Genomic DNA, 22,569 nt, shown 5'->3' on the forward strand with positions numbered 1-22,569 from the left:
GTATCGGTCAGCAGCCAACGGCGCAGACGGGACCCGGTGCCGTCGGCCGGTTTGGAGGGCTCCTCGAGCGGAGTGTGCGTAGTCACGCGGTCACATTACTCCAGTTTCGACGCCGGAGCGTCCACCTCCGCAGAATCCCGTCCCGGCGTACGGCCCTGCCGGAGCTCCGCGGGCCCCAGACGGTAGAACACTGCGAGCGCGCGGCGCATGCTGGCGCTGGACCCGAACCCGGCGCGCAGCGCGATCTCGGTCGCGCCGAGACCGCCGAACCCCGGATCCTGCAGCAGCGAACGCGCCACCCGAGCCCGCTCCTTCCGCAGCTCCGCGGCCACCGAGCTCCCGCCCGCCGCGAAGATCTCCTGCAGGTAGCGCAGCGACACCCCGACCCCGCTCGCGATCCGTTCCGGATCCAGTCGCGGGTCCGCACCGTCGCTCCGGATCAGGGCGAGAGCGCGATCCCGGATCCCGGTCTGCCGATCCTCCAGCTCCCATCCGCCGCCCTGCCGATGGCGCAGCACGGCCCCGGCCATCTCGAGCACCGTTCGGGCGATCAGCCGCGCATCGGCCTCGGACGCCTCCTGCTCGCTCCGTACCGACTGTGAGAGCAGCACGGCGAGCGAGCGCTCCGAGAGCGTCAGCTCCTCATGGATGCTGACCCGGTCATCGAGCGTCGGCGTGTGCACGAGCAGTGCCTGGCGCGGGATCCGCGCGACGACGATCCGCCAGGGACCGGCCAGGCGGACCCGGTTCGGCAGGCCGCTCGGCGCGATCATGAGCGGCCCCCGCGACGCGCACCAGACGCCGCCGTCGAGATACTCGAACTCGCCCTGCTGCACGAAGAGCAGATCGATCGTCGGGAGATCCGGCCGGATCGGCCGCCGTTCGAACTCGGATCCCGTTCCTTCGGCCTCGACGATGAGCACGGGGCCGAACGCCCGCGCCTTCGCGGTCATGCCGAGCGGTCCGTCGACGCCGCGCACCCCTTCGTCGCCGAGCTCGCGCTCTCCGAAGCGGGTAATGGATCGGTCGGGCAGGCCCTCGATCCTCGGCGCGCTCTGTCGTTCCACGGAGCGACAGTATCAGCCGCGCGATTCCGCCGACCAGCGTATGCCGGCACGGATCTGCGGCGCTTTCGACCCGTGGGCGAGCGCTCGGGCCGCAGTCGGGTCACGCCGGTTCCTTCGCGCCGCGGGAACGCATTCTTCAGGCCCGGAAACGACAAAAGGCCCGGCTTTCGCCGGACCTTCTGTTCTTGAGTGGATCTGAGGGGACTCGAACCCCTGACCCCCTGCATGCCATGCAGGTGCGCTACCAGCTGCGCCACAGACCCGTGGAAGTCGGACGAATTCTCCCCCGACAACTCTTCTACTTTACATCACCCTCGGGGGTCGAACGCAAATCGGCAGCCCGTTCCAGGATCCCGCGCGTGTCGATCACCGGGCAGTCGCTCCACAGACGCTCGAGCTGGTAGAACTCGCGCTCCTCCTGGTGGAAGACATGCACGATGAGGCCGCCGAAGTCGAGCAGCACCCAGCGTCCACCCTCGCGCCCCTCGCGTCGCAAGGTGCGCACGCCGGACTCGTTCAGCGCGTCCTCGATCGCGTCGGAGATCGCCTGCACGTTGCGCTCGACGCTGCCCGTCAGGAGCAGGAAGGCATCGGCGTAGGGGAAGAACTCCCCCACGTCGAGTGCGACAGGCTCGGTCGCGCCCTTCGCGTCGGCCGCGAGGACCGCGGTCTCGAGAGTGTTGAGAACGTCAGTGGTGTCGCTCACGCGTCCCTTTCAATGGGTGTGGTTGGAAAAACTGAGGGAACGTCGGCGATCAGCCGAACATCCCGTTACTCGCGCCCCAGATCAGGAGCCCGACGACGCCGATCAGCAGCACGCCGCCGGCCGACATGAGAACGATCGGCAGCGTCTTGGTTCCGCGCTTGTTCTCGTTGACCACGGCCACCGAGTGGGCGGAACGGGCGCTGACGGCGCGGGCCGCCGACACCGGAGAGGCGCCATGCGGGTCGCTCGGGGCCGCCTCGCGGCTGACCTCCTCGGCCGCATCGACGTCGATCGAGTCGTGCATCGCCGCGTGGCCGCCGGTCTCGCCCAGCGACTTCGGCAGCTCGATGGACCCGGTGAGGAACAGATCGCCGGTCGCGCCGAGCGGACCGGTGAGCTCGCTGGTCTCGGGCATCGAGGGCAGGATCAGCGCCGACGTGTTGGTCGTGCTGGCCGCACCCTCCTGCGCCACGGCGCGGGAGATGAGGTCCTCGAAGTCACCCGTTCCCTGCCCCGCCTGGCCCATGCGGGCGCGGTGGACGGCCGGATCGTCGAAGACCGACATGCCGTCGTCGAGCGGGACGATGTCGGGGAACGAGTAGGCGGTGCGCGCCGACTGCGGCGCCGCGGGCGTCGCCGGGGCCGGCTCGGCGGGACGAGCCTCGGGCTCGGGCTCGGGCTCGGGAGCAGCCTCGGGCACGGGCGCCGACTCGGGCTGCGCCTGCTGCTCCACCGGCGCCGGTGCGGCAGGGGCCGCAGCGGGCACGGGCTCGGGTGCGGTGAAAGCCGGGGGCGCGAACGCGGCGGGCATGGCCGGAGCGGCGTCCTGCGACGCGGCCTCGTCCGCAGCCGGAGCGGCTGCCTCCTCGGCGACGCCGTCCTGCTTCTTCTTCCAGCCGAGCTTGCGCTTCTTGGGCTTCGCGGGCGCGGCCTGCTCGGCAGCGGGCTCCGCCGCCTCGGCGTCGGCCGCCTGAGCGGTCTCCTCGGCGACCTGCGCGGTGGCCTGTCCGACCATCGCATCGAAATCGAGTCCGGCGGTCTCGGGAGCGCGCTCCTCGGACCAGCTGCCCGAGGCCTCGGCGATCTCGGCAATCGAGAACGCCTGGGTCGCCGCCGGATCGACCGGTTCCTGCTCGGCGCGGACCGCCGCTTCGGGAGCCGCGGGCGCCTCTGCAGGAGCCTCGGCGGCCTCCTCGGGAGCCTCATCCGCGTCGGCGGGTGACTCTTCGGCCGGCTGCGGCTCGACCTCGACGGAATCCATCACGATCGTCGCGGGAGCGGCGGGAGTCGCGTCGGGGATCTCGGACTCGATGATCTCCGCTGCGACGGTCTCGAGCGTCGGCTCGGCCGGCGCCTCGGTCACGGGGATCTCGGTCGGCACCGGAGCAGCGGGCTCAGGGGCGACGTGCTCCGGCTCGGCCTGCTCCGACGCGACGTGCTCGGCAGCCGTCGCCTCGGGGGCGGCGGGTTCGGCATCGGCGACCTCGGCCGCAGCAGCGTGCTCGGCGGCCGCAGCCTCCATCTCCGCGCGCGCTTGATCGCGCAGTTCACGGATCTCGCGTCGGCTTCGCGGGCGCCCGTCCGGGTCCGTCGGAGAGATCTCGATCTCGTCCGCGGGGTCGGTGGCGTCGGTCGCCTGCTGCTCGGCCGCGACCGCAGCCGCTTCCGCGGCGGCCGCAGGGGCGTCGACGGTCGGCATGGAGCCGGTCTCGCCCAGGGCCTGCAGCCGACGCTCGCGCCGGGTCAGGGCGGGTGTCTCGTCGTGCTCGCTCATCGGTCAGTCGCTTCCATCGGTGTACAGTTCGTGCTTGGCAATGTATTGCACGACTCCGTCGGGCACGAGGTACCACACCGGATAGCCGCGCGCGACTCGACTTCTGCAGTCGGTCGACGAGATCGCCAGCGCAGGGACTTCTAGCAAGCTTACGTGCTCGCCCGACAAACCGGAAAGCGAGAGCTCGTGACCGGGCCGTGAAACCGCAATGAAGTGAGCGAGTTCCCAGAGTCGGTCGACGTCCTTCCAGCTCAGGATCTGCTCGACCGCGTCGGCCCCCGAGATGAAGAACAGCTCGGCGTCGGGATAGATCGCACGCAGATCGCGGAGCGTATCGACCGTGTAGGTCGGCCCCTCGCGGTCGACATCGACGCGGCTCACGCGGAACCGCGGATTCGACGCCGTAGCGATCACCGTCATCAGGTAGCGGTGCTCGCTCTCGGTCACCCGGGTCTTCTGCCACGGGCGCCCGGTCGGCACGAACACGACCTCATCGAGGTCGAAGCTCTGCGCGACCTCGCTCGCAGCCACGAGGTGACCGTGGTGAATCGGATCGAACGTGCCGCCCATCACCCCGATGCGGCGGCTTCGGTGCTCCACCGGATCAGTGATGCTGGGCATCACCATGCTCGCGAGCGTACGCCTCCGCCTTCTCGGCGTGGCGGTTCGCGACGTCGCGGAAGCTGAAGGTCACGATGGCGAGCGCCGTGAAGATGCCGAAGACGATGACCCCGAAGAGCGGTGCCGGCATGGGCAGCTCGTTGACAACGTGCGAAGAACCCTCGGCTGCTGCGGCGACCGTGGCGAGAAGTGACATCTGACGTCCTCTACTGTGCGAGCAAATGGATAGTTGGCAAACAGTCTATCGGTTTCCGCTCAGCGGATCTGACCGGACCCGCGGACGAGCCACTTCGTGCTGGTGAGTTCGGGCAGGCCCATCGGTCCGCGCGCGTGCAGCTTCTGCGTCGAGATCCCCACCTCGGCCCCGAAGCCGAACTCGCCGCCGTCGGTGAACCGCGTCGAGGCGTTGACCATCACTGCGGCCGAATCGACCTCCGCGAGGAAGCGCTCCGCGTTCGCGTAGTCCTGCGTGACGATCGACTCCGTATGCCGAGTCGAATAGCGCTCGATGTGCGCGAGCGCCTCGTCGAGGGAATCCACGACGCGGACGCCCATGACGAGGGCCAGGTGCTCGGTGCTCCACTCGGCCTCCCCCGCCGGCAGGATCTCCTCGGAGAATCCGCGTGCCGCCTCGTCGCCGTTCAGCGTGACGCCCGCCGCGATCAGATCGGCGGCGAGGCGCGGCAGGAGGCGTTCCGCGGCGTCCCGGTGCACCAGCAGGGTCTCCGCGGCGTTGCAGACGCTCGGGCGGTGGGTCTTCGCGTTCCGCACGATGGCCGCGGCCATCTCCTCGTCCGCGCTCGCGTCCACGAACACGTGCACGATCCCAGCGCCGGTCTCGATGACCGGTACCGTCGACTCCTGGACCACGGTCGAGATGAGCCCGGCGCTGCCGCGCGGGATCAGCACGTCGACGTAGCCGCGGGCCCGCATGAGGCGGGATGCGCCCTCGCGCCCGAACTCGTCGATCGTCTGCACGGCGTCGCCGTCGAGTCCGACGGACGTCACCGCGCGCTGGATCACGTCGACCAGGACCGCGTTGGAGCTCTCCGCAGCGCTGCCGCCGCGGAGCACGACGCCGTTGCCGCTCTTGAGCGAGAGCGCCGCGATGTCGACGGTCACGTTGGGCCGGGCTTCGTAGATCGCACCGATCACGCCGAAGGGCACGCGGACCTGGCTGATCCGGATCCCGTTCGCCAGCGTGCTGCCCCGCACCACCTGGCCGACCGGGTCGGGCAGGGCGATGACCTCGCGTACCGCTGCGGCGAGACCCCGCAGGCGGGTCTCGTCGAGCAGGAGACGATCCAGCAGACCGGCGTCCAGGCCGTTCTCGCGTCCGCGCCGCAGATCCTCGGCGTTGGCCGCGACGATGCCCGGGATCGCCTGCTCGATGCCGACGGCGATCGCCTCCAGCGCCGCGTCCTTCGACGCGGTCGTCGCGGTGGCGAGACGCTTCGCACCCGAACGCGCGCGCTCGAGTCGGTCGATGAAGGGGTCGTTCAGCACGCTCATCGAGCCAGACTATCGCGCCTCGACGGGCGACGGGCCGCCGATGCCGTGCGGTTACGCGGTCGGTTCGGGCTCGCGGGCGCCGAACCAGGTCCCGTGATCCGCACCGTCGAGCACGGCGGGCAGCAGCCGCGTCTCGGTCAGCAGCACCTCGGTCCCCGCGTCCGCGGCGAGCCGGGCCGCCTGCACCTTGGTCGCGGCGCCTCCCGTGCCCCAGCCCGACTGGGTCTCACCGATCTCGACGCCCTCGAGCCGGTCGCCGTAGGCGACCTCCGCGATGCGGGTCGCCCCGGCCACCGCGGGCGGGGCGGTGTAGAGCGCGTCCACGTCGGAGAGCAGGACGAGGCGGTCGGCGCCGATGAGGCGCGCCACCAGCGCGGCCAGCCGGTCGTTGTCGCCGAAGCGGATCTCGTGCGTCGCCACGGTGTCGTTCTCGTTGATGATCGGGAGGATCCCGAGCTGCAGCAGGCGCTCGAGCGCCCGCTTGGCGTTGCCGCGGTGGGTCGGGTTGTCGAGGTCGTGCGCGGTGAGCAGCACCTGCCCAGCGACGATCTCGTGCGTCGTGAGCGCCCGCTGGTAGCGGTTCACCAGGATGTTCTGCCCGACCGCGGCGGCGGCCTGCTGGGTCGCGAGATCGTCGGGACGCTCCTCCAGTTTGAGGAACGGCACACCGGTCGCGATCGCACCGCTGGAGACGAGGATCACCTCGGCGCCCGCGGCGTGCAGCCGGGCCAGCGAGTCGACCAGGTGCGGGATCTGGGCGGCGTTGTCGCCGCTGACCGAGGAGGAGCCGACCTTGACGACGACGCGCCGCCCGGTCAGCAGCCACTCGGCGCGGCTCATGCCTCTTCGCTCCACATGCCGGCCTTGCGCTCGCGCTCGAGTTCCGCGCGGGCCTCGGCCTTGGCATCCATGAGCGTGTGGTATTCCTCACGACGCTCGTTGTTGGTGCGGCGCTTGTTCTGCTCCACGCGCAGATCGGTGCCGCGGGCACCCATCTGCACCTCGGCCGCGCTCGTGAGCGTGGGCTCCCAGTCGAAGATTACGCCGGAGCCCGGACCGATCACCACGGTCGATCCGGCGACCGCGCCGGCCTTGACCAGCCCGTCTTCGATGCCGAGCTTGTTGAGGCGATCCGCCAGGTAGCCGACGGCCTCGTCGTTCGTGAAGTCGGTCTGCGCGACCCAGCGCTCGGGCTTCGTACCCAGGATGCGGTAGAGCGTGCCGTAGCTGCCGCCCTCGGCGCGCACGGTGAAGCCGCCCTCGTTGACGGGCTTCGGCTGCAGCACGATCCGGGGCTGATCGATCTCGTCCTGCAGCGCCTCGGCGCGAGCGGTCTCGACCAGCTCGGCCATGGCGAACGAGAGCTCGCGCAGACCGGCGTGCGACGCGGCCGAGATCTCGAACACGCGGTAGCCCATGGCCTCCAGCTCGGGACGCACGAACTCGGCGAGCTCACGGGCCTCGGGCACGTCGACCTTGTTGAGCGCGATCAGCTGCGGCCGATCCAGCAGCGGCACCTGGCCCTCGGGGACCGGGTAGGCGGCCAGCTCGGCCTTGATCACCTCGAGATCGGAGAGCGGATCGCGGCCCGGCTCGAGCGTCGCGCAGTCGAGCACGTGCAGCAGGGCGCTGCAGCGCTCGACGTGGCGGAGGAAGTCGAGGCCGAGGCCCTTGCCCTCGCTCGCGCCCTCGATGAGGCCGGGAACGTCCGCGACGGTGAAGCGGTGATCCCCCACCTGCACGACGCCCAGGTTGGGGTGCAGCGTGGTGAACGGATAGTCCGCGATCTTCGGCTTCGCCGCGCTGAGCGCCGCGATCAGGCTCGACTTGCCCGCGGAGGGGTAGCCGACGAGGGCGACGTCCGCGATGGTCTTGAGCTCGAGGGTGATGCTGCCGGCCCACCCCTCGGTGCCGAGCAGCGCGAAGCCGGGAGCCTTGCGCTTGGTGCTGGCGAGCGAGTGGTTGCCGAGGCCGCCGATGCCGCCGTGGGCGACGACGTAGCGAGTGCCGGGCTCGGTGAGGTCGATGAGGGTCTCCCCTGCGTCGTCCTTCACGACGGTGCCGATCGGGACCGAGAGGGTCATCTCGGCGCCGTTGGTGCCCGCGCGATAGTCGCCGGCGCCGTAGCCGCCGTTCTCGGCGCTGCGGTGGGGCCGGCGATGGTAGTCGAGCAGCGTGGTGACCTGGGGGTCCGCCAGCAGTACGATGTCGCCGCCGTGCCCGCCGTTGCCTCCGTCGGGGCCCGCCAGTGGCTTGAACTTCTCCCGTCGGATCGATACGCAGCCGTTGCCGCCCCGCCCGGCCTGCAGGTGCACCTGCACCCGGTCAACAAACGTCACCATGCTGCGTTCCTCACGTCAGATTCAAAAGCCCGAAAATACGGCAAAGGGCGAGCCGAAGCCCGCCCTTGCCAAGTGCTGCCGAGTGTTAGGCGGCTGCGGTCACGATGTTGACGACCTTGCGGCCGCCCTTCGCGCCGAACTCCACCGCGCCTGCGGCGAGAGCGAAGAGGGTGTCGTCGCCACCGCGGCCGACGTTGGCGCCCGGGTGGAAGTGGGTGCCGCGCTGACGCACGATGATCTCGCCGGCGTTCACCTGCTGACCGCCGAAGCGCTTCACGCCAAGACGCTGTGCGTTCGAGTCGCGACCGTTACGGGTCGAGCTCGCGCCCTTCTTATGTGCCATGAGTCTCTAGTCTCCTTGTTTCGGGAAGCCGGGGGCTACTTGATGCCCGTGACCTTGATGCGGGTGAGGTCCTGGCGGTGACCCTGACGCGACTTGTAGCCGGTCTTGTTCTTGTACCGCTGGATCACGATCTTGGGGCCGCGGAGGTCCTCGAGGACCTCTGCAGTCACCTTGACCTTGGCGAGCTTGGCGGCGTCGGTGGTCACCTGGTCGCCGTCGACGAGCAGCACGGCGGGCAGCTCGATCTTGTCCTTGGCGTCAGCCGAAAGACGGTTCACCGTGATGATCGAGCCAACCTCGACCTTCTCCTGCCGTCCGCTGGTGCGCACTACTGCGTAAACCACTTGTCACCCTTTTCCTGAGGATCGTCTTACGTATCCGAACCGCGACGCTGAAATCGCCGTTCGTGGTCTGCGGGGCGAACGTTCTCGCTGCTCCGCACTGTGGAACCGCGCCCTGTTCACCGGATCGCCACTCAAAAAGAGTGGCACCAGCGATCAAGCATATCTCCCGATCGCCGACCGGTCAAATGCCTGGCGTGTCCCGCTACTCCGTGTCGCGACCGGACACGGTCGCGTCGAGCGCCTCGGCGAGCGCGGCCTGCGCTGCGCGCACCGACTCGTCGCTGCGCGTCTCGGTCTCGCGCCCCTCGGCGGCACGCCCCGAGGCGACCGACACGCGGCGCCCTCGGGACCGGCCGCGCCCTGCAGCGGGCGCGTCGGGCAGCGCTTCGAGCACCGAGTCGAGCAGACCGCCCGCGGGAGCGGCTGCGGGTGCGGCGGCGGGCTCGGCCTGCGCGTTCTCCCAGGCGGAGCGTGCGCCGCGCTGCGCGCGGTTCCGCTGCCCGGACTCGCGCTTCGGCGACTCGGCGGCCGGAGCCGCAGCTTCGGCACGAGGAGCCTCGTCCTCGTGCTTTGCGGAGCCGGGGATCGTCGAGGCCGCGACCTGGGCGAGCATGTTCTTCGCCCCGTCGCTGATCGCGTGGGTCTGCGAGGCCGCGTGGGGCTGCTGCTGCCCGCCGTTCTGCCCGCCGTTGCCGTTCGAGTGGGTCGATCCGTTCGAGTGGTTCGAACCGTTGCCGTTCTGGCCGCCGCCCTGACCGCCGTTCGACTTCCGCTTGCCGCGCGACGGCGCCGAGTCGACGCTGCGGTGCTTGGCGACCGGCTCGTGGTGCACGATCACGCCACGACCCGCGCAGACCTCGCAGGGCTCGCTGAACGACTCGAGCAGGCCGAGCCCCAGCTTCTTGCGCGTCATCTGCACGAGGCCGAGGGAGGTCACCTCGGCGACCTGGTGCTTCGTGCGATCGCGGCTCAGGCACTCCACCAGGCGGCGCAGCACGAGGTCGCGGTTGGACTCGAGCACCATGTCGATGAAGTCGACGACGATGATCCCGCCGATGTCGCGGAGCCGGAGCTGCCGGACGATCTCCTCCGCGGCCTCCAGGTTGTTCTTGGTGACGGTCTCTTCGAGGTTGCCGCCGGAACCGACGAACTTGCCCGTGTTGACGTCGACGACCGTCATGGCCTCGGTGCGGTCGATCACGAGGGATCCACCCGAGGGCAGCCAGACCTTGCGGTCGAGCGCCTTCACGATCTGCTCGGAGATGCGGTACTCGTCGAAGACGTCCCGCTCCCCCTCGAAGCGCTCCACGCGCTGCAGCAGATCGGGGGCGACCTGATCGAGGTAGTTCGAGATGGTGCTGAACGTGTCGGCGCCCGAGATCACGAGGCGGTGGAAGTCCTCGTTGAAGACGTCCCGGATGATCTTGATGAGCATGTCCGGCTCGGAGTGCAGCAGGACCGGGGCCCCGCCCTTCTCGACGCGCTTCTGGATCGACTCCCACTGGCGGGTCAGACGCTGCACGTCGTGCGTGAGCTGATCCTCGCTGGCGCCCTCCGCGGCCGTGCGCACGATCACGCCGGCGCCGGACGGCAGCACGGCCTTCAGGATCTTCTTCAGGCGCGCACGCTCGGTATCGGGCAGCTTGCGCGAGATGCCGTTCATCGCGCCGCCGGGCACGTACACGAGGAAGCGGCCCGGGAGCGAGATCTGGCTCGTGAGGCGAGCACCCTTGTGGCCCACGGGATCCTTGGTGACCTGCACCAGAATCTGGTCGCCCGGCTTGAGCGCGTTCTCGATGCGGCGCGCGGTGTTGCTGCCCTCGAACTCCGACCAGTCGACCTCGCCCGAGTAGAGCACTGCGTTGCGGCCGCGCCCGATGTCGACGAACGCCGCTTCCATGCTCGGCAGCACGTTCTGAACGCGTCCCAGGTAGACGTTGCCGATCAGCGAGCTCTCGCTGGAACGGGCGACGTAGTGCTCGACGAGGACCTTGTCCTCGAGAACGCCGATCTGAATGCGGTCGGCGGTCGTGCGCACGACCATCTCGCGATCCACGGCCTCACGGCGGGCGAGGAACTCGGACTCGGTGATGACCATGCGACGGCGACGACCCGCGTCACGGCCGTCCCGACGGCGCTGCTTCTTCGCCTCCAGGCGGGTGGATCCCTTGACCTTCTGCGGCTCGGTGATCACCGGGGCCTGACGCGGCTGGCGACGCGGCTGCGGCTCCTCCTCGGGAGGGAGCTCCTGACCGCCGGTGCGGCGACGGCTGCGACGACGAGCGGATCCCGCCTCGCGGTCCTCGGCGTCGTCGCGCGAGAACTGCTGGTCGAGCAGATCGTCGAGCTGGCGCAGCTCGGTCCCGCCGCGGCGGGGACGGGGTGCCACCGGCGGCACGTCGGGCGCCAGGAAGATGAGGCGCGTCGTGGCGCGGAAGCGCTCCTCCGGCGTCATGTCCGCGAGCGGCAGCACGAGCTCGGGGTGGGTCTTGGCGGGTGCGGCCTCGGGCTCGGGCGCGGCCTCGGTGGGCTCGGCCTCTGCCTCTGCCTCTGCCTCTGCGGGGTCCGCCTCGGGGGCGGGGTCCGCCGCCTCGCCTGCGGGCGCGTCGGACGGCTCCGCGGCGGGGTCGCTCTCGGGCGCCGCCTCAGCTGTCGCAGATTCGACCGCGGCCGCGTCGACCGGGACCGCCTCGACCTGCGCGTCGAGAACCGCCTCGACCGCGTCGAGGATCGTCTCGGGCGCGTCGCTGCTCGTCGGCTCCGCGGTGACGGGTTCGACGTTCTGTGAAGTTTCGTTGTCGGGCTGATTCACCATCTCTGGTGTACTCCTCTGGCCCGGAGGATACTCGCCCCTCCGGGAATCTCCTCGGTGCGGCGGCTCACCGCCGCAAATCCTGTTCTCCGCGGGGCGTTCGCTCCGCGCTCGGTCAGTGCATCGACCGGTGACCGCCGCAGGGCGGCCAAAAGACTGTGCGCATCTCGCCTGTTCGGCGCCGATACGGTGTCCATTATGGCACGTCAGCTGAATACGCACCGCAGAAATGGTCACTAGGATTCGAATTATGACCACTACGCCGGTGCGCGCTCCCCGTCCGATCGGCTTCGCCGTGTTCACGATCGTGCTCGGCGCGATCGGCTGGTTCGCCGCGTTCGAGCTCCTGACCGAGTACATCAAGACGCTGCAGAATCCCGACTACGTGCCAAACTGCAGCGTCAGCATCCTCGTCACCTGCGGCCCGAACATGGGTTCGTGGCAGGGCTCGCTCTTCGGGTTCAGCAACACCATCATCGGGGTCAGCGCGTTCGTCGCGCCGATCGCCGTCGGCGTCGCGCTGCTCGCCGGTGCACGCTTCTCGCGGTGGTTCTGGACCATCTACCAGATCGGCCTGCTCGGTGGATTCGTCTTCATCTGCTGGCTGGCGGTCCAGAGCATCTTCGTCCTCGGTACGCTGTGCCCCTGGTGCATGGTCGTCTGGACGGTCATGATCCCGCTGTTCTGGACCACGCTCCTGCGGCCGTACGCGGTCGGAGACGTCGTGCTGGCGCAGCGCCCCGCGAAGATCTTCCGCTCGCTCTACTCGTGGACCTGGGTGATCGTTCTGTTCTGCTACGTGATCATCGCCGCGGTGGCCCAGTTCCAGCTCAACTGGCTGGCCGAGTTCAGCCGCTGATCGATCCCGGAGCTCGGCCGGGGAGCCCGGTTCAGCCGGTCGTCTCTCGCGCTGTGAGGCGCGTCCAGAGCGCATCCACCTGGTCCAGGGTCTCCTGCTCCGTGCCGCTCGTGTCGATGAGCACATCGGCGATCGCGCGACGGTCGGCGTCGTTCGCCTGACTCCCGATCCGCCGCTCGGCCTCGGCGCGTTCCATGCCTCGCAGCGCGACCAGACGATCCGCCCGGAGCTCCGCAGGCGCGTCCGCGACCAACACGAGGTCCCAGGGCACCGAGCTCGCGGTGCGTCCGCCGGTCTCGACGAGCAGGGGGATCTCGTACACCACGATCGCGTCCGGATCCAGCGCGGCCGCTTCGCCGATCCGTCGCTCCGCGAGCTCGCGCACCGCGGGGTGCACGATCGCGTTCAGATCTGCGAGCGCCTCGGCGTCGCCGAAGACGCGGGCGCCGAGCGCCGCCCGGTCGAGAGCGCCATCCGCACGGATCACCTCGGCGCCGAAACGATCTCGGATGGCGCGCAGCCCGGGCGTGCCGGGCTCCACGACGTCCCGGGCGAGCTGGTCCGCGTCGATCCGGAATGCCCCGAGCTCCGCCAGACGGCGGCCGACGGTCGATTTGCCTGCGGCGATGCCGCCCGTGAGCGCGATGAGTTGCACGCCATGCAGTCTAGGGCCGCACGATGCACGGAATGCGGAGCCGCATAGGCTGGAGCCATGCTCGAGCTGATCACCGGCGGCGTCCTCGCCGTCTCCGCGGGACTGAACGCGTACATTCCGCTGCTGGTGCTCGGCCTGCTCTCCCGCTTCACCGATCTGGTCCAACTCCCCTCCGGGTGGACCTGGCTCGAGAACGAGTGGACGCTCGGCATCGTGGGAGTACTGCTCGTGATCGAGATCCTGGTCGACAAGTTCCCCGTCCTCGACACCGCCAACGACGTGCTGCACACTGTGATCCGGCCCGCGTCCGGCGGGCTCGTCTTCTCGGCCGGCGCAAAGGCCGACACGGTCGCGGTGACGGATCCGGCGCAGTGGGTGGAGAGCGGCCAGGTGTGGCCGTTCGTGCTGGGCGTCGTCATCGCGCTGATCCCCCACCTGCTGAAGGCGATCGCGCGGCCCGTGCTGAACGCGCTCAGCGCCGGCCTCGCGGCACCCGTGACGAGCACCCTGGAGGACATCGGGGCGGTGCTGCTCGCCGTGCTCGCGATCCTGGTGCCCGTGCTCGCGCTCGTCTGCGTCGTGCTGATCATGTGGTGGCTGGTCCGACGCCTCCGGCGGGCGCTGCGCGAGCGCGCGGCGCGCAGAGCCGTCGCGGTCGCGTAGGCGCGGTCGCGGTCGCGCGGGGCGGCTGTCTGGCCGCGTTGACACGATACCGGTCGCCTCACACCGGTGACGCGATCCCGGCCGTCTGACCCCGGACGCATGATGCCGGCGCCCGGCCCCGGCCCCCTCGCTCCGCCGCCTGATCCGATCGCGTGCTGACGGGCGCCTCCCGACGCATCGGCGTGTGCCCGGCGCTCGGGTTCGTATGCACCCGTGGCACCTGTGGCACCCCTGGCACCCGTGGCACCCGTGGCACCCGTGGCACCCGTGGCACCCGGCCAGATCGTGCCCGACGAGTGGACGCGTTCCCGACCTCCGGATGCCCTATCTCCGTCCGACACGCCGTCCACTCGTCGGCACACCGTCCACTCGTCGGCAAGGTATCCACTCGCCAACACGGGATCCACCCATCAGCACGCCGCACCCGCCGGCCACCACCCGCCGCCCGGGAACGCCGAAGGCCCGGCCCCCGCAATGGGGAGCCGGGCCTTCGTGAGGACTCGCTTCGCTTACGCGAAGTCGGGCTTAGTTGCCCTCGAGCTGCGCCTTCAGCGCGGCGAGAGCCGCGTCATCGGCGAGTGCACCGGTCGAGGACGACTCGCTCGAGAAGCTCGAGGACGGGGCGTCGACGGCGGGAGCTGCAGCAGCCTCGGCGATCGAAGCGGCGACCTGCTTCTTGTGAGCCTCCCAGCGCTCCTGGGCAGCAGCGTACTCCTGCTCCCACTTCTCGCGCTGCGACTCGAAGCCTTCCTTCCACTCCTGGGTCTCGGGATCGAAGCCCTCGGGGTACTTGTACTCGCCGTTCTCGTCGTACTCCGTGGTCATGCCGTACAGAGCCGGATCGAACTCGGTGCCCTCGGGGTCGACGCCCTCGTTGGCCTGCTTGAGGCTGAGCGAGATGCGGCGGCGATCGAGATCGATGTCGATGATCTTGACGAAGACCTCCTGGCCGGCCGAGACGACCTGCTCAGCGAGCTCGACGTGCTGACCCGACAGCTCCGAGATGTGCACGAGGCCCTCGATGCCGTCCGCGACGCGAACGAACGCGCCGAAGGGGACGAGCTTGGTGACGACGCCCGGGGCGATCTGACCGATCGCGTGGGTACGGGCGAAGACCTGCCACGGATCCTCCTGGGTCGCCTTCAGCGACAGCGAGACGCGCTCGCGATCCAGCTCGACCGAGAGCACCTCGACGGTGACTTCCTGGCCGACCTCGACCACGTCGGACGCGTGCTCGATGTGCTTCCACGACAGCTCCGAGACGTGCACGAGGCCGTCGACGCCGCCGAGATCGACGAACGCACCGAAGTTGACGATCGACGAGATGACGCCCTTGCGGACCTGGCCGGGCTTGAGCTCGGCGAGGAACGACGAGCGGCTGGCCGACTGCGTCTCCTCGAGGAGCGCACGGCGCGACAGCACCACGTTGTTGCGGTTCTTGTCGAGTTCGAGGATCTTCGCCTCGAGCTCCTGGCCCAGGTACGGGGTCAGGTCGCGCACGCGGCGCAGCTCGATGAGCGAAGCGGGGAGGAAGCCACGGAGCCCGATGTCAACGATGAGGCCGCCCTTGACGACCTCGATGACGGTGCCGGTGACGACACCCTCGTTCTCCTTGATCTTCTCCACGTCGCCCCAAGCGCGCTCGTACTGAGCACGCTTCTTCGACAGGATCAGGCGGCCTTCCTTGTCCTCCTTCTGGAGCACGAGTGCCTCGACGGAGTCGCCGACCTCGACGACCTCACCGGGGTCGACGTCGTGCTTGATGGACAGCTCGCGCGAGGGGATGACACCCTCGGTCTTGTACCCCACGTCGAGGAGGACCTCGTCGCGGTCGATCTTCACCACGGTGCCCTCGATGAGGTCGCCGTCGTTGAAGAACTTGAGGGTCTTTTCGACCGCTGCAAGGAAGTCTTCGGCCGAGCCGATGTCGTTGATCGCGACCTGCTTGCTCTCGGTCGTTGCGTTCGTCATGTAAATGATCTCCAGAATGGACAGGAAGTCGGGCGGACGTGCGAAACATCTTGCGAGCCCGAAGGCCCGAAGTGCACGCCCGCGATTGGCATGGTTGAGTCGCCACAGTTGTGACCACATCATCTTACTCAGGCGACACGCCCGAGATCAACCCCCGCGGCGCTCGGCGCGCCGCGGGGTGCGCACCGCCGAGCAGGAGCCCGGCGGTGCGTCGGATCAGTGCGCCGCAGCGTTCCAGTTCGCGCCGCCGCCGACCTGCACGTCGAGCGGCACCGAGAGGTCTGCAGCGCCCGCCATCTCCTCGCGGACGATGGCCTCGAGTGCGTCCCACTCCCCCGCGGCGACCTCGAACATGAGTTCGTCGTGGATCTGGAGCAGCATGCGCGAGCTCATGTCCGCTGCGCGCATGCGCTGCTCCACCTGGATCATCGCGCGCTTGATGATGTCTGCCGCGCTGCCCTGGATGGGCGAGTTGAGCGCCGCGCGCTCCGCGTTCTCGCGCAGGGCGCGGTGCGGGCTCGTGAGGTCGGGGAACGGGCGCCGGCGACCGAAGATGGTCTCGGTGTAGCCGTCGGCCTTGGCCTGCTCCACCACCGAGCGCAGGTAGTCGCGCACGCCGCCGAAGCGCTCGAAGTAGTCGAGCATGAGCTGCTTCGCCTCGGCGCCCGAGATGCCGAGCTGCTTCGAGAGCCCGAACGCCGACAGGCCGTAGGCGAGGCCGTAGGACATCGCCTTGACCTTCGCGCGCATCTCGCTCGTGACCTCGGCGGGCTCGACGCCGAAGATGCGGGAGCCCACGAAGCGGTGCAGGTCCTCGCCGGCGTTGAACGCCTCGATGAGTCCGGCGTCGCCCGAGAGGTGCGCCATGATCCGCATCTCGATCTGCGAGTAGTCGGCCGTCATCAGCGTCTCGAACTCGCCCGCGTGGGTGAAGCCCTCGCGGATGCGGCGGCCCTCCTCGGTGCGCACCGGGATGTTCTGCAGGTTGGGATCGGTCGAGGCGAGGCGCCCCGTGCTCGCCCCGATCTGCACGAGCGTGGTGTGGATGCGGCCGTCGGCCTGCACCGCCTTGACCAGCGTCTCGATGATCTGGCGCAGCTTGTTCGCGTCGCGGTGCGCGAGCAGCGCGTCGAGGAACGGGTGCGGGTTCTTGACCTGCAGGTCCGCGAGCGCGGCGGCGTCGGTCGTGTACCCCGTCTGGGTCTTGCGGGTCTTGGGCATGTCGAGCTCTTCGAAGAGCACCTGCTGCAGCTGCTTGGGCGACGAGAGGTTGACCTCGTGCCCGATCGCGTCGAAGGCCTGCTGCGCGAGCGCGGCGACCCGGTCGCGCAGTTCGGCCTCGTGCGACTGCAGCAGCGGCAGGTCGATCTCGACGCCGCGCTGCTCGAGCACCGCGAGCACCGGGAGCAGGGGCAGCTCGATGTCGGTGTAGACCTCGCCCGTGCGCTCGGGGAACTTCGAGACGACGGCGTCGTGCGCCCGGAGGATGTACCAGGCGACGGTGCCCGGCCCCGCCGCCGCGTCCTCGTCGGGCACGAGCTGGTTGGGGTCCGGCTCGGGCATGTCCTCGCCCAGGTACTTGCGCACCGTGCTGGCGAGCGACTTCTCGGCTGCGAGCGGCCAGACGAGCCAGGCCGCGAGCAGGGTGTCGCCCACGATGCCGCCGATGCCGACTCCCGTGCTCGCGATCGCTCGGATCTGCGACTTCGCGTCGAAGAACACCTTGGGCGCGTCGCTCGCGAGCCAGGTCTCGAAGAGCGCGTAGTCGCGCCCACCGGGGATCCAGTGCAGCTCGACCGAGCTCTCGAGCGTGGCGAGGCCGACGTCGTAGCCCTCGCCCACCGCGGTGATGCTCACCGCGGGTCGCTCGGCCTTGCGCAACCAGTCGTCCAGTTCTTCGTCGAGCAGCAGCTTCGCCTCGGGCGCCGTGGGCACCGGGGCGATCGCCGCCGCGGTGGTCGCACCGCCGCTCGGCACCTCGGCGCCGGCGAGCTTGCCGACGCGCTGCAGCAGCGTGCGGAACTCGAGCTTCGCGAAGACCTGCTGCACCGCGGCCATGTCGATGTCGCCGCGCTCGAGCTCGTCGAGCGTGACGTCGAGTTCCACGTCGCGCACGAGCCGGTTGAGGCGTCGGTTGCGCTCGGCGAGGTGCGCGTTCTCGCGCAGGCTCTCGCCGACCTTGCCGCCGATCTCGTCCTGGCGGCGCAGCACCTCCTCGAGGGAGCCGAACTGGTTGATCCACTTGACCGCGGTCTTCTCGCCGACGCGCGGGATGCCGGGCAGGTTGTCGCTCGTCTCGCCCACGAGCGCCGCGATCTCGGGGTACTGCTCGGGGCGGATCCCGTAGCGTTCCATGACCTTCTCGGCGTCGTAGCGCGTCAGCTCGCTCACGCCCTGCTTCGACGGGTAGAGCAGGGTCACGTTGTCGTCGACCAGCTGGATCGTGTCGCGGTCGCCCGAGACCACGAGCACCCGGTAGCCGGCCTGCGCGCCCTGCAGGGAGAGCGTCGCCAGGATGTCGTCCGCCTCGTAGTTCTCCTTCTCGATGGTGCGGATGCCCATCGCGTGCAGCGCCTCCTGCAGGAGCGGGACCTGGCCCTTGAATTCGGGCGGGGTCTCGCCGCGGGTGCCCTTGTATTCCGGGTACTCCTCGGTGCGGAACGAGTGCCGCGAGATGTCGAAGGCGATGGCCAACGAATCAGGGTTCTCGTTGCTCAGCAGATTGATGAGCATGGAGATGAAGCCGTGGATGGCGTTGGTGTGCTGGCCCGATGCGGTCTGGAAGCTGTCGACCGGCAGCGCGTAGAACGCACGGAAGGCCAGCGAGTGGCCGTCGATGATCATGAGAGTAGGCTGAGGCGTATTCGACACGTGCCCAGCCTACAAGCCGCCTCCGACATCGGCAGGGGCGTTCGGCGGACGGTGCGGCGCGGCCACCCCGAGCAGAGGAAACGCATGCCCGAGACGACCAGCGGAGCGAGCTTCGACCAGATCCCGACCGGTACCGACGAGGGGCTCGCCTACATCGAGCAGCACGGCCTCGGCGTGCTCGCGCAGCGCATGGGCGTGCGCATGACCGAGTTCTCGCGCGAGCGGGCGGTCGCCACCATGCCGGTCGAGGGCAACACGCAGCCGTTCGGCATCATGCACGGAGGCGCCTACGTGGTGCTCGGCGAGACGCTCGGCTCGATGCACGCGAACTTCGTCGCGGCCGAGGGCACCGTCGCCGTCGGCGTCGACATCAACGCGACCCACACCGGATCGGCCGCGGAGGGCATCGTGACGGGGGTCTGCACGCCGATCCACCTGGGGCGCAGCATGTCGGTGCACGAGATCGTCATCACCGACGAGCGCGGCCGCCGCTGCTCGACGGTGCGCATCACGAACTTCACCAAGCAGCTGCGCTGAGCGGATCCGCGCTGAAACGAGGAACGCCCCGGCCGTCGGCCGGGGCGTTCCTCGTTTCAGCGATCGCTCAGTCCTTCTTGGGCCCGAGCTGATCGATGATGGTCTTCGCGACGTCCTGCATGGTGAGGCGGCGATCCATCGAGGCCTTCTGGATCCACCGGAACGCCTCGGGCTCGCTGAGCCCCATCTTGTCGTTGAGGATGCCCTTGGCGCGGTCGACGAGCTTGCGGGTCTCGAAGCGCTCGGCCAGGTCGGCGACCTCGGACTCGAGGGTCACGATCTGCTGGAAGCGCGACAGCGCGATCTCGATGGCCGGGATGAGGTCGGCCGGAGTGAAGGGCTTCACGACGTAGGCCAGGGCGCCGGCCTCGCTCGCGCGCTCCACGAGCTCGCGCTGGCTGAACGCGGTCAGCAGCACGACGGGGGCGATGTGGTCCTTGTTGATGCGCTCGGCCGCGGAGATCCCGTCGAGCTTCGGCATCTTCACGTCCATAACCACGAGGTCGGGGCGCAGCTCCTCGACGAGGCGGACCGCCTCCTCGCCGTCGCCGGCCTCGCCGACGACGTCGTATCCGTTGTCTCGCAGCGTCTCGACGATGTCGAGACGGATCAGGGATTCGTCTTCGGCGACGACGACGCGTCGCGCGGTGCTCGTGCTGCTCTGGTCATTCACACCACCAGCCTACGGTATTCTGAACCACGCTGCCTGCGGGAACCCGACGCGAGTCGGACTCCGCCCCGGGCATGCGGCACCAGCCGGATTGGTGGAATTGGCAGACACGGCGCACTCAAAATGCGCTGCCGAAAGGTGTGGGGGTTCGAGTCCCCCATCCGGCACTTCTCAGCGGACGGGCGTTCCGCCCTCCGCGCGCCCGGAGGCGTCGCCCGCGACGTGCCCCACGGGGCGCGGATCCTCGCCCCCGAAGGCCGCGACGCGATCCCACAGCCAGTCGGCGATGCTCGGCGCCGCCTCCCGGTCGGGCGCGCCGGCGCTCCGCTGCAGGAGCCGACCGCCCGGCCCCTCGATGAGGTAGCCGCCCGCGTCGTCCGTGAGGATCAGCGTGAAGTACTCCTCCTCGGTCCTCCACTGCGGCCAGTCCGCCGGCGATCGTTCGATCCGCTCCTCCATGTCGGCGACCTCGGCCGACGTCATGAGGCGGAATCCGTCCGCGATCCCCCAGGCGTGTCCGCTGCCGGGGCGCTGCCCGTCGTGCCAGGCGAGGATCCTCCCCTCGCCGCGGCTCTCACCCGCGGCCTCGCCGTCGAGGGGCGCCCGCATCGACTCGGCGAGCGCCGGCGGCATGACGCCGTCGAGAGCGCTGAGCGCCTCCTCGAGGCCGGTGCCGAACATCTGGTCGCGCAGGATCCGCCAGGCGATCTCCCCCATTCCGGAGGCCCGCAGCACCTCCATGGTCGCGTCGCCCCGTTCCACGGGGTTCAGGAAGGCGCGCGCGACCGTGAGGCCGCCCTGGGCGATCTCGTCCGTCGGATCCTCGCTCAGCACGCCGCGCAGCAGCTGCTCCGCCTCGGCCGGCCGGTAGTCGTAGAGGTAGGCGTACGCCAGGGTCGTGGCGAGCAGGGGCTCGCCGGGATCCGCGGCCAGCGCCTCCTGCGCGGCGGGCAGGAAGCGCGACGGATGCGCGCCCGAACCGAGCAGTCGGGTCGCCCGCTGCCCGAGCGCATCGGCGTAGCGCTCGGGATCCTGCCGGGCCGCCATCTCGACTGCTTCGTCGATCCGGTCCCAGCCGCCGAGCGGGTCCCCCGTGAAGACCTGGGCGCTACCGAGCTCCATCACGTCGAGCCAGCCGGGCTCGGGATCCTCGCGCAGGGCGAGCTCGGCGAGTCCGCGCGCCTCCGCGAACCGCCGGTCCGAGAACTCGAGGTCGCGCAGCTTCTTGACCGCGTTCAGGTGCTGGCGGTCCCGCCGCGCCACGAGATCCTGCAGCAGCTCCCGGGCCGCGTCGATCTCGCCGCACGCCTCGCGATGCAGGGCGAGCAGGATGATCATGCCGGTGAACTGCGGCTCCCGTTCGAGCACGCTCCGGGCGAGCTCGGCGATGCGCGGGTGCTCGGGACGCACGTCGTAGAGTTCCCAGGCGAGGTCGCGGTCGTGCTCGATCGCCGCGCGCAGCGCGTCGTCCGCATCGGGTACCGGGAAGGCGCCCTGCCCGCCCGGGTTCCACCGGATCATCGCCGCCCCCGCTTGACCCGGTAGGCGCGCAGCTGCTCGAAGGTGCCGTCGTCCGTGCCGTAGTCGAGCACCGGGGCGACCTGTTCGAACCAGGCCCCCGTCGACGGCGTGACCGCGGCCGCGGCGGACAGCAGGACCTGCGTGGTCACCGGGACGATCGCCCCCGCGCTCATGGAGGCCGACATGGACTGCTGCAGCCCGACCCGCGCCACCTGGGTGATATCGGCGCCCGAGAAGCCCTCGGTGGCCGCGGCGACCGCGATCGTGTCGACCCCGTCGGCGGGCTTCCCCCGCAGCTCCCCCTGCAGGATCGCCGCTCGGGCCACCGCGTCGGGCGGGAGCACCACCACCGTCTTGTCGATGCGCCCGGGCCGTCGCAGCGCGGGATCGATGTCCCACGGCCGGTTCGTGGCGGCCAGGAAGTACACACCGTCGTTGTCGCTGGCGACGCCGTCGAGCTCCTCGAGCAGCTGGGTGACGATCATGCGCATCGAGTGCGCTCCGCCGCCCCCGGAGGCCCGCCTGCCGCCGAGGGCATCGAACTCGTCGAAGAAGATCACGCAGGGCGCCGCGGCGCGCGCGTCCTCGAACACGCTCTGGATCGCCTTCTCGCTGTCGCCGATCCACTTGCTCAGCAGGTCGGCGAGCGTCACGTGGATGAAGGACGCGCCGAGATCGCCCGCGATGGCCTTCGCGATGAACGTCTTGCCGCACCCGGGCGGGCCGTACATGAGCAGGGATCCGCCCGGCCGCTGGCCGAAGGCGGCCGCGAGCTCGGGGTTGCGCAGCGGCGCGAGGAAGGTCGCGTCGAGGTGCTGCTTCACCTCGGCGAGACCCGCCACGTCGGCGAGGGTCACGCTCGGGCGCTCCGCGTCCCAGAGCCCGGCCGAGGCGCGGGGGCCGCCGATCCCGGAGTCCTCGTTCGTCGGCGCGGGGACGGCCCTCGAGGCCGCTGCCGGAGCCGGAGGCTCGTGCGGTACGGCGGACGGCTCCGTGGCGGCGGCGGCATCGGGGATCGCCGCGACCGCCGGCCCCATCGCGCCGCCGGAGCGCAGCCGCGCGGCCATGATCCGGGCCCGCATGAGGCGCGACCGCGCCGGGTCGCCGCCCGAGGCTTCGAACACGGCGAGCTCGCGCGAAGCGCGATCCGGATCCCGCTGCAGCAGCAGCGTGATGAAGTCCTCCCGCAGCGCGAGATTCTGCGGGTCCGCCTCGACCTCCTGCGCGATCACCTGGAGGAAGTCGTCCTCGTCCATGCGGTCTCCTTCGCCTCGTTGGGCCCAGTCTGCCAGACCGCGGAC

20 protein-coding genes and 2 tRNA genes are annotated in these 22,569 nt (G+C 70.0%); 4 read left to right on the plus strand and 18 right to left on the minus strand.

What is annotated here, in order from left to right:
* Positions 1-95: 95 nt before the first annotated feature.
* The 12 genes from ABD169_RS11155 to ABD169_RS11210 form a co-directional block, all read right to left on the minus strand.
* Positions 96-1,067: a helix-turn-helix domain-containing protein gene (locus ABD169_RS11155; RefSeq protein WP_344032246.1), complete on the minus strand. Its 972-nt coding sequence runs from the start codon at positions 1,065-1,067 to the stop codon at positions 96-98.
* A 190-nt stretch (positions 1,068-1,257) separates the two neighbouring features.
* A tRNA-Ala gene (locus ABD169_RS11160) sits at positions 1,258-1,330 on the minus strand.
* Positions 1,331-1,365: 35 nt separating this feature from the next.
* Entirely contained in the window at positions 1,366-1,773 is a 408-nt protein-coding gene (rsfS, locus tag ABD169_RS11165) for a ribosome silencing factor (protein ID WP_344032247.1), read from the minus strand.
* Between the two features lie 49 nt (positions 1,774-1,822).
* Positions 1,823-3,547 (minus strand): hypothetical protein, encoded by a 1,725-nt coding sequence (locus tag ABD169_RS11170; protein WP_344032249.1) that lies wholly within the window; start codon positions 3,545-3,547, stop codon positions 1,823-1,825.
* Positions 3,548-3,550: 3 nt separating this feature from the next.
* Positions 3,551-4,168 (minus strand): nicotinate-nucleotide adenylyltransferase, encoded by a 618-nt coding sequence (gene nadD, locus ABD169_RS11175; protein WP_344032392.1) that lies wholly within the window; start codon positions 4,166-4,168, stop codon positions 3,551-3,553.
* Positions 4,152-4,364 carry a hypothetical protein gene (locus ABD169_RS11180; protein ID WP_046456387.1) on the minus strand — a complete coding sequence of 71 codons (213 nt, stop codon included), beginning with the start codon at positions 4,362-4,364 and terminating at the stop codon, positions 4,152-4,154. The genes nadD and ABD169_RS11180 overlap by 17 nt, the downstream gene beginning before the upstream one ends.
* A gap of 59 nt (positions 4,365-4,423) precedes the next feature.
* Positions 4,424-5,680, minus strand: coding sequence for a glutamate-5-semialdehyde dehydrogenase (locus ABD169_RS11185; RefSeq protein WP_344032251.1), 1,257 nt, complete (start codon positions 5,678-5,680; stop codon positions 4,424-4,426).
* A 51-nt stretch (positions 5,681-5,731) separates the two neighbouring features.
* The gene (gene proB / locus ABD169_RS11190; protein ID WP_046456389.1) at positions 5,732-6,520 is read right to left on the minus strand and encodes a glutamate 5-kinase; all 789 of its coding nucleotides are present in this window, start codon (positions 6,518-6,520) and stop codon (positions 5,732-5,734) included.
* The gene (gene obgE, locus ABD169_RS11195; protein ID WP_344032254.1) at positions 6,517-8,022 is read right to left on the minus strand and encodes a GTPase ObgE; all 1,506 of its coding nucleotides are present in this window, start codon (positions 8,020-8,022) and stop codon (positions 6,517-6,519) included. The genes proB and obgE overlap by 4 nt, the downstream gene beginning before the upstream one ends.
* 85 nt (positions 8,023-8,107) lie before the next feature.
* On the minus strand, positions 8,108-8,365 hold the full coding sequence (gene rpmA, locus ABD169_RS11200) for a 50S ribosomal protein L27 (RefSeq protein WP_046456391.1): 258 nt from the start codon (positions 8,363-8,365) through the stop codon (positions 8,108-8,110).
* Between the two features lie 35 nt (positions 8,366-8,400).
* Positions 8,401-8,709 carry a 50S ribosomal protein L21 gene (rplU, locus tag ABD169_RS11205; RefSeq protein WP_046456392.1) on the minus strand — a complete coding sequence of 103 codons (309 nt, stop codon included), beginning with the start codon at positions 8,707-8,709 and terminating at the stop codon, positions 8,401-8,403.
* Between the two features lie 202 nt (positions 8,710-8,911).
* Complete coding sequence (locus tag ABD169_RS11210; protein ID WP_344032256.1) at positions 8,912-11,524, minus strand: Rne/Rng family ribonuclease; 2,613 nt, start codon at positions 11,522-11,524, stop codon at positions 8,912-8,914.
* A gap of 247 nt (positions 11,525-11,771) precedes the next feature.
* On the opposite strand from ABD169_RS11210, the gene ABD169_RS11215 reads away from it, so the two are divergent.
* Entirely contained in the window at positions 11,772-12,380 is a 609-nt protein-coding gene (locus ABD169_RS11215; protein ID WP_099724842.1) for a vitamin K epoxide reductase family protein, read from the plus strand.
* A 31-nt stretch (positions 12,381-12,411) separates the two neighbouring features.
* Here ABD169_RS11215 and coaE read toward each other — a convergent pair whose 3' ends face one another.
* Positions 12,412-13,035 (minus strand): dephospho-CoA kinase, encoded by a 624-nt coding sequence (gene coaE / locus ABD169_RS11220; RefSeq protein WP_344032259.1) that lies wholly within the window; start codon positions 13,033-13,035, stop codon positions 12,412-12,414.
* A 57-nt stretch (positions 13,036-13,092) separates the two neighbouring features.
* Here coaE and ABD169_RS11225 point away from each other — a divergent pair, with 57 nt between their 5' ends.
* On the plus strand, positions 13,093-13,698 hold the full coding sequence (locus tag ABD169_RS11225; RefSeq protein WP_344032261.1) for a DUF4126 domain-containing protein: 606 nt from the start codon (positions 13,093-13,095) through the stop codon (positions 13,696-13,698).
* A gap of 525 nt (positions 13,699-14,223) precedes the next feature.
* On the opposite strand, the gene rpsA is transcribed toward ABD169_RS11225, so the two are convergent.
* Positions 14,224-15,669, minus strand: coding sequence for a 30S ribosomal protein S1 (gene rpsA / locus ABD169_RS11230; protein ID WP_046456397.1), 1,446 nt, complete (start codon positions 15,667-15,669; stop codon positions 14,224-14,226).
* A 216-nt stretch (positions 15,670-15,885) separates the two neighbouring features.
* The gene (polA, locus tag ABD169_RS11235; protein WP_344032263.1) at positions 15,886-18,513 is read right to left on the minus strand and encodes a DNA polymerase I; all 2,628 of its coding nucleotides are present in this window, start codon (positions 18,511-18,513) and stop codon (positions 15,886-15,888) included.
* A 111-nt stretch (positions 18,514-18,624) separates the two neighbouring features.
* On the opposite strand from polA, the gene ABD169_RS11240 reads away from it, so the two are divergent.
* Positions 18,625-19,077, plus strand: a complete 453-nt coding sequence (locus ABD169_RS11240; protein ID WP_046456399.1) for a hotdog fold thioesterase — start codon at positions 18,625-18,627, stop codon at positions 19,075-19,077.
* A 67-nt stretch (positions 19,078-19,144) separates the two neighbouring features.
* Here the strand turns inward: ABD169_RS11240 and ABD169_RS11245 are convergent, their stop codons facing one another.
* Positions 19,145-19,750 carry an ANTAR domain-containing response regulator gene (locus tag ABD169_RS11245; protein WP_099724836.1) on the minus strand — a complete coding sequence of 202 codons (606 nt, stop codon included), beginning with the start codon at positions 19,748-19,750 and terminating at the stop codon, positions 19,145-19,147.
* Between the two features lie 82 nt (positions 19,751-19,832).
* On the opposite strand from ABD169_RS11245, the gene ABD169_RS11250 reads away from it, so the two are divergent.
* Positions 19,833-19,914: transfer RNA gene (locus tag ABD169_RS11250), tRNA-Leu, on the plus strand.
* 4 nt (positions 19,915-19,918) lie between these two features.
* On the opposite strand, the gene ABD169_RS11255 is transcribed toward ABD169_RS11250, so the two are convergent.
* The gene (locus tag ABD169_RS11255) at positions 19,919-21,268 is read right to left on the minus strand and encodes a tetratricopeptide repeat protein (protein WP_344032265.1); all 1,350 of its coding nucleotides are present in this window, start codon (positions 21,266-21,268) and stop codon (positions 19,919-19,921) included.
* On the minus strand, positions 21,265-22,524 hold the full coding sequence (locus ABD169_RS11260) for an ATP-binding protein (protein ID WP_344032267.1): 1,260 nt from the start codon (positions 22,522-22,524) through the stop codon (positions 21,265-21,267). Before ABD169_RS11260 ends, ABD169_RS11255 begins: the two co-directional genes overlap by 4 nt.
* Between the last annotated feature and the right edge of the window lie 45 nt (positions 22,525-22,569).

It is taken from the genome of Leucobacter iarius (assembly GCF_039530105.1).
Taxonomy (GTDB): Bacteria; Actinomycetota; Actinomycetes; order Actinomycetales; family Microbacteriaceae; genus Leucobacter; species Leucobacter iarius.

Coding starts and splice junctions, on each gene's coding strand:
- ABD169_RS11170 (WP_344032249.1), bottom strand. CDS start 3,547: ATGAGCGAGCACGACGAGACACCCGCCCTGACCCGGCGCGAGCGTCGG.
- nadD (WP_344032392.1), bottom strand. CDS start 4,168: ATGCCCAGCATCACTGATCCGGTGGAGCACCGAAGCCGCCGCATCGGG.
- ABD169_RS11180 (WP_046456387.1), bottom strand. CDS start 4,364: ATGTCACTTCTCGCCACGGTCGCCGCAGCAGCCGAGGGTTCTTCGCAC.
- ABD169_RS11185 (WP_344032251.1), bottom strand. CDS start 5,680: ATGAGCGTGCTGAACGACCCCTTCATCGACCGACTCGAGCGCGCGCGT.
- proB (WP_046456389.1), bottom strand. CDS start 6,520: ATGAGCCGCGCCGAGTGGCTGCTGACCGGGCGGCGCGTCGTCGTCAAG.
- obgE (WP_344032254.1), bottom strand. CDS start 8,022: ATGGTGACGTTTGTTGACCGGGTGCAGGTGCACCTGCAGGCCGGGCGG.
- rpmA (WP_046456391.1), bottom strand. CDS start 8,365: ATGGCACATAAGAAGGGCGCGAGCTCGACCCGTAACGGTCGCGACTCG.
- ABD169_RS11210 (WP_344032256.1), bottom strand. CDS start 11,524: ATGGTGAATCAGCCCGACAACGAAACTTCACAGAACGTCGAACCCGTC.
- ABD169_RS11215 (WP_099724842.1), top strand. CDS start 11,772: ATGACCACTACGCCGGTGCGCGCTCCCCGTCCGATCGGCTTCGCCGTG.
- ABD169_RS11225 (WP_344032261.1), top strand. CDS start 13,093: ATGCTCGAGCTGATCACCGGCGGCGTCCTCGCCGTCTCCGCGGGACTG.
- rpsA (WP_046456397.1), bottom strand. CDS start 15,669: ATGACGAACGCAACGACCGAGAGCAAGCAGGTCGCGATCAACGACATC.
- polA (WP_344032263.1), bottom strand. CDS start 18,513: ATGATCATCGACGGCCACTCGCTGGCCTTCCGTGCGTTCTACGCGCTG.
- ABD169_RS11240 (WP_046456399.1), top strand. CDS start 18,625: ATGCCCGAGACGACCAGCGGAGCGAGCTTCGACCAGATCCCGACCGGT.
- ABD169_RS11255 (WP_344032265.1), bottom strand. CDS start 21,268: ATGATCCGGTGGAACCCGGGCGGGCAGGGCGCCTTCCCGGTACCCGAT.
- ABD169_RS11260 (WP_344032267.1), bottom strand. CDS start 22,524: ATGGACGAGGACGACTTCCTCCAGGTGATCGCGCAGGAGGTCGAGGCG.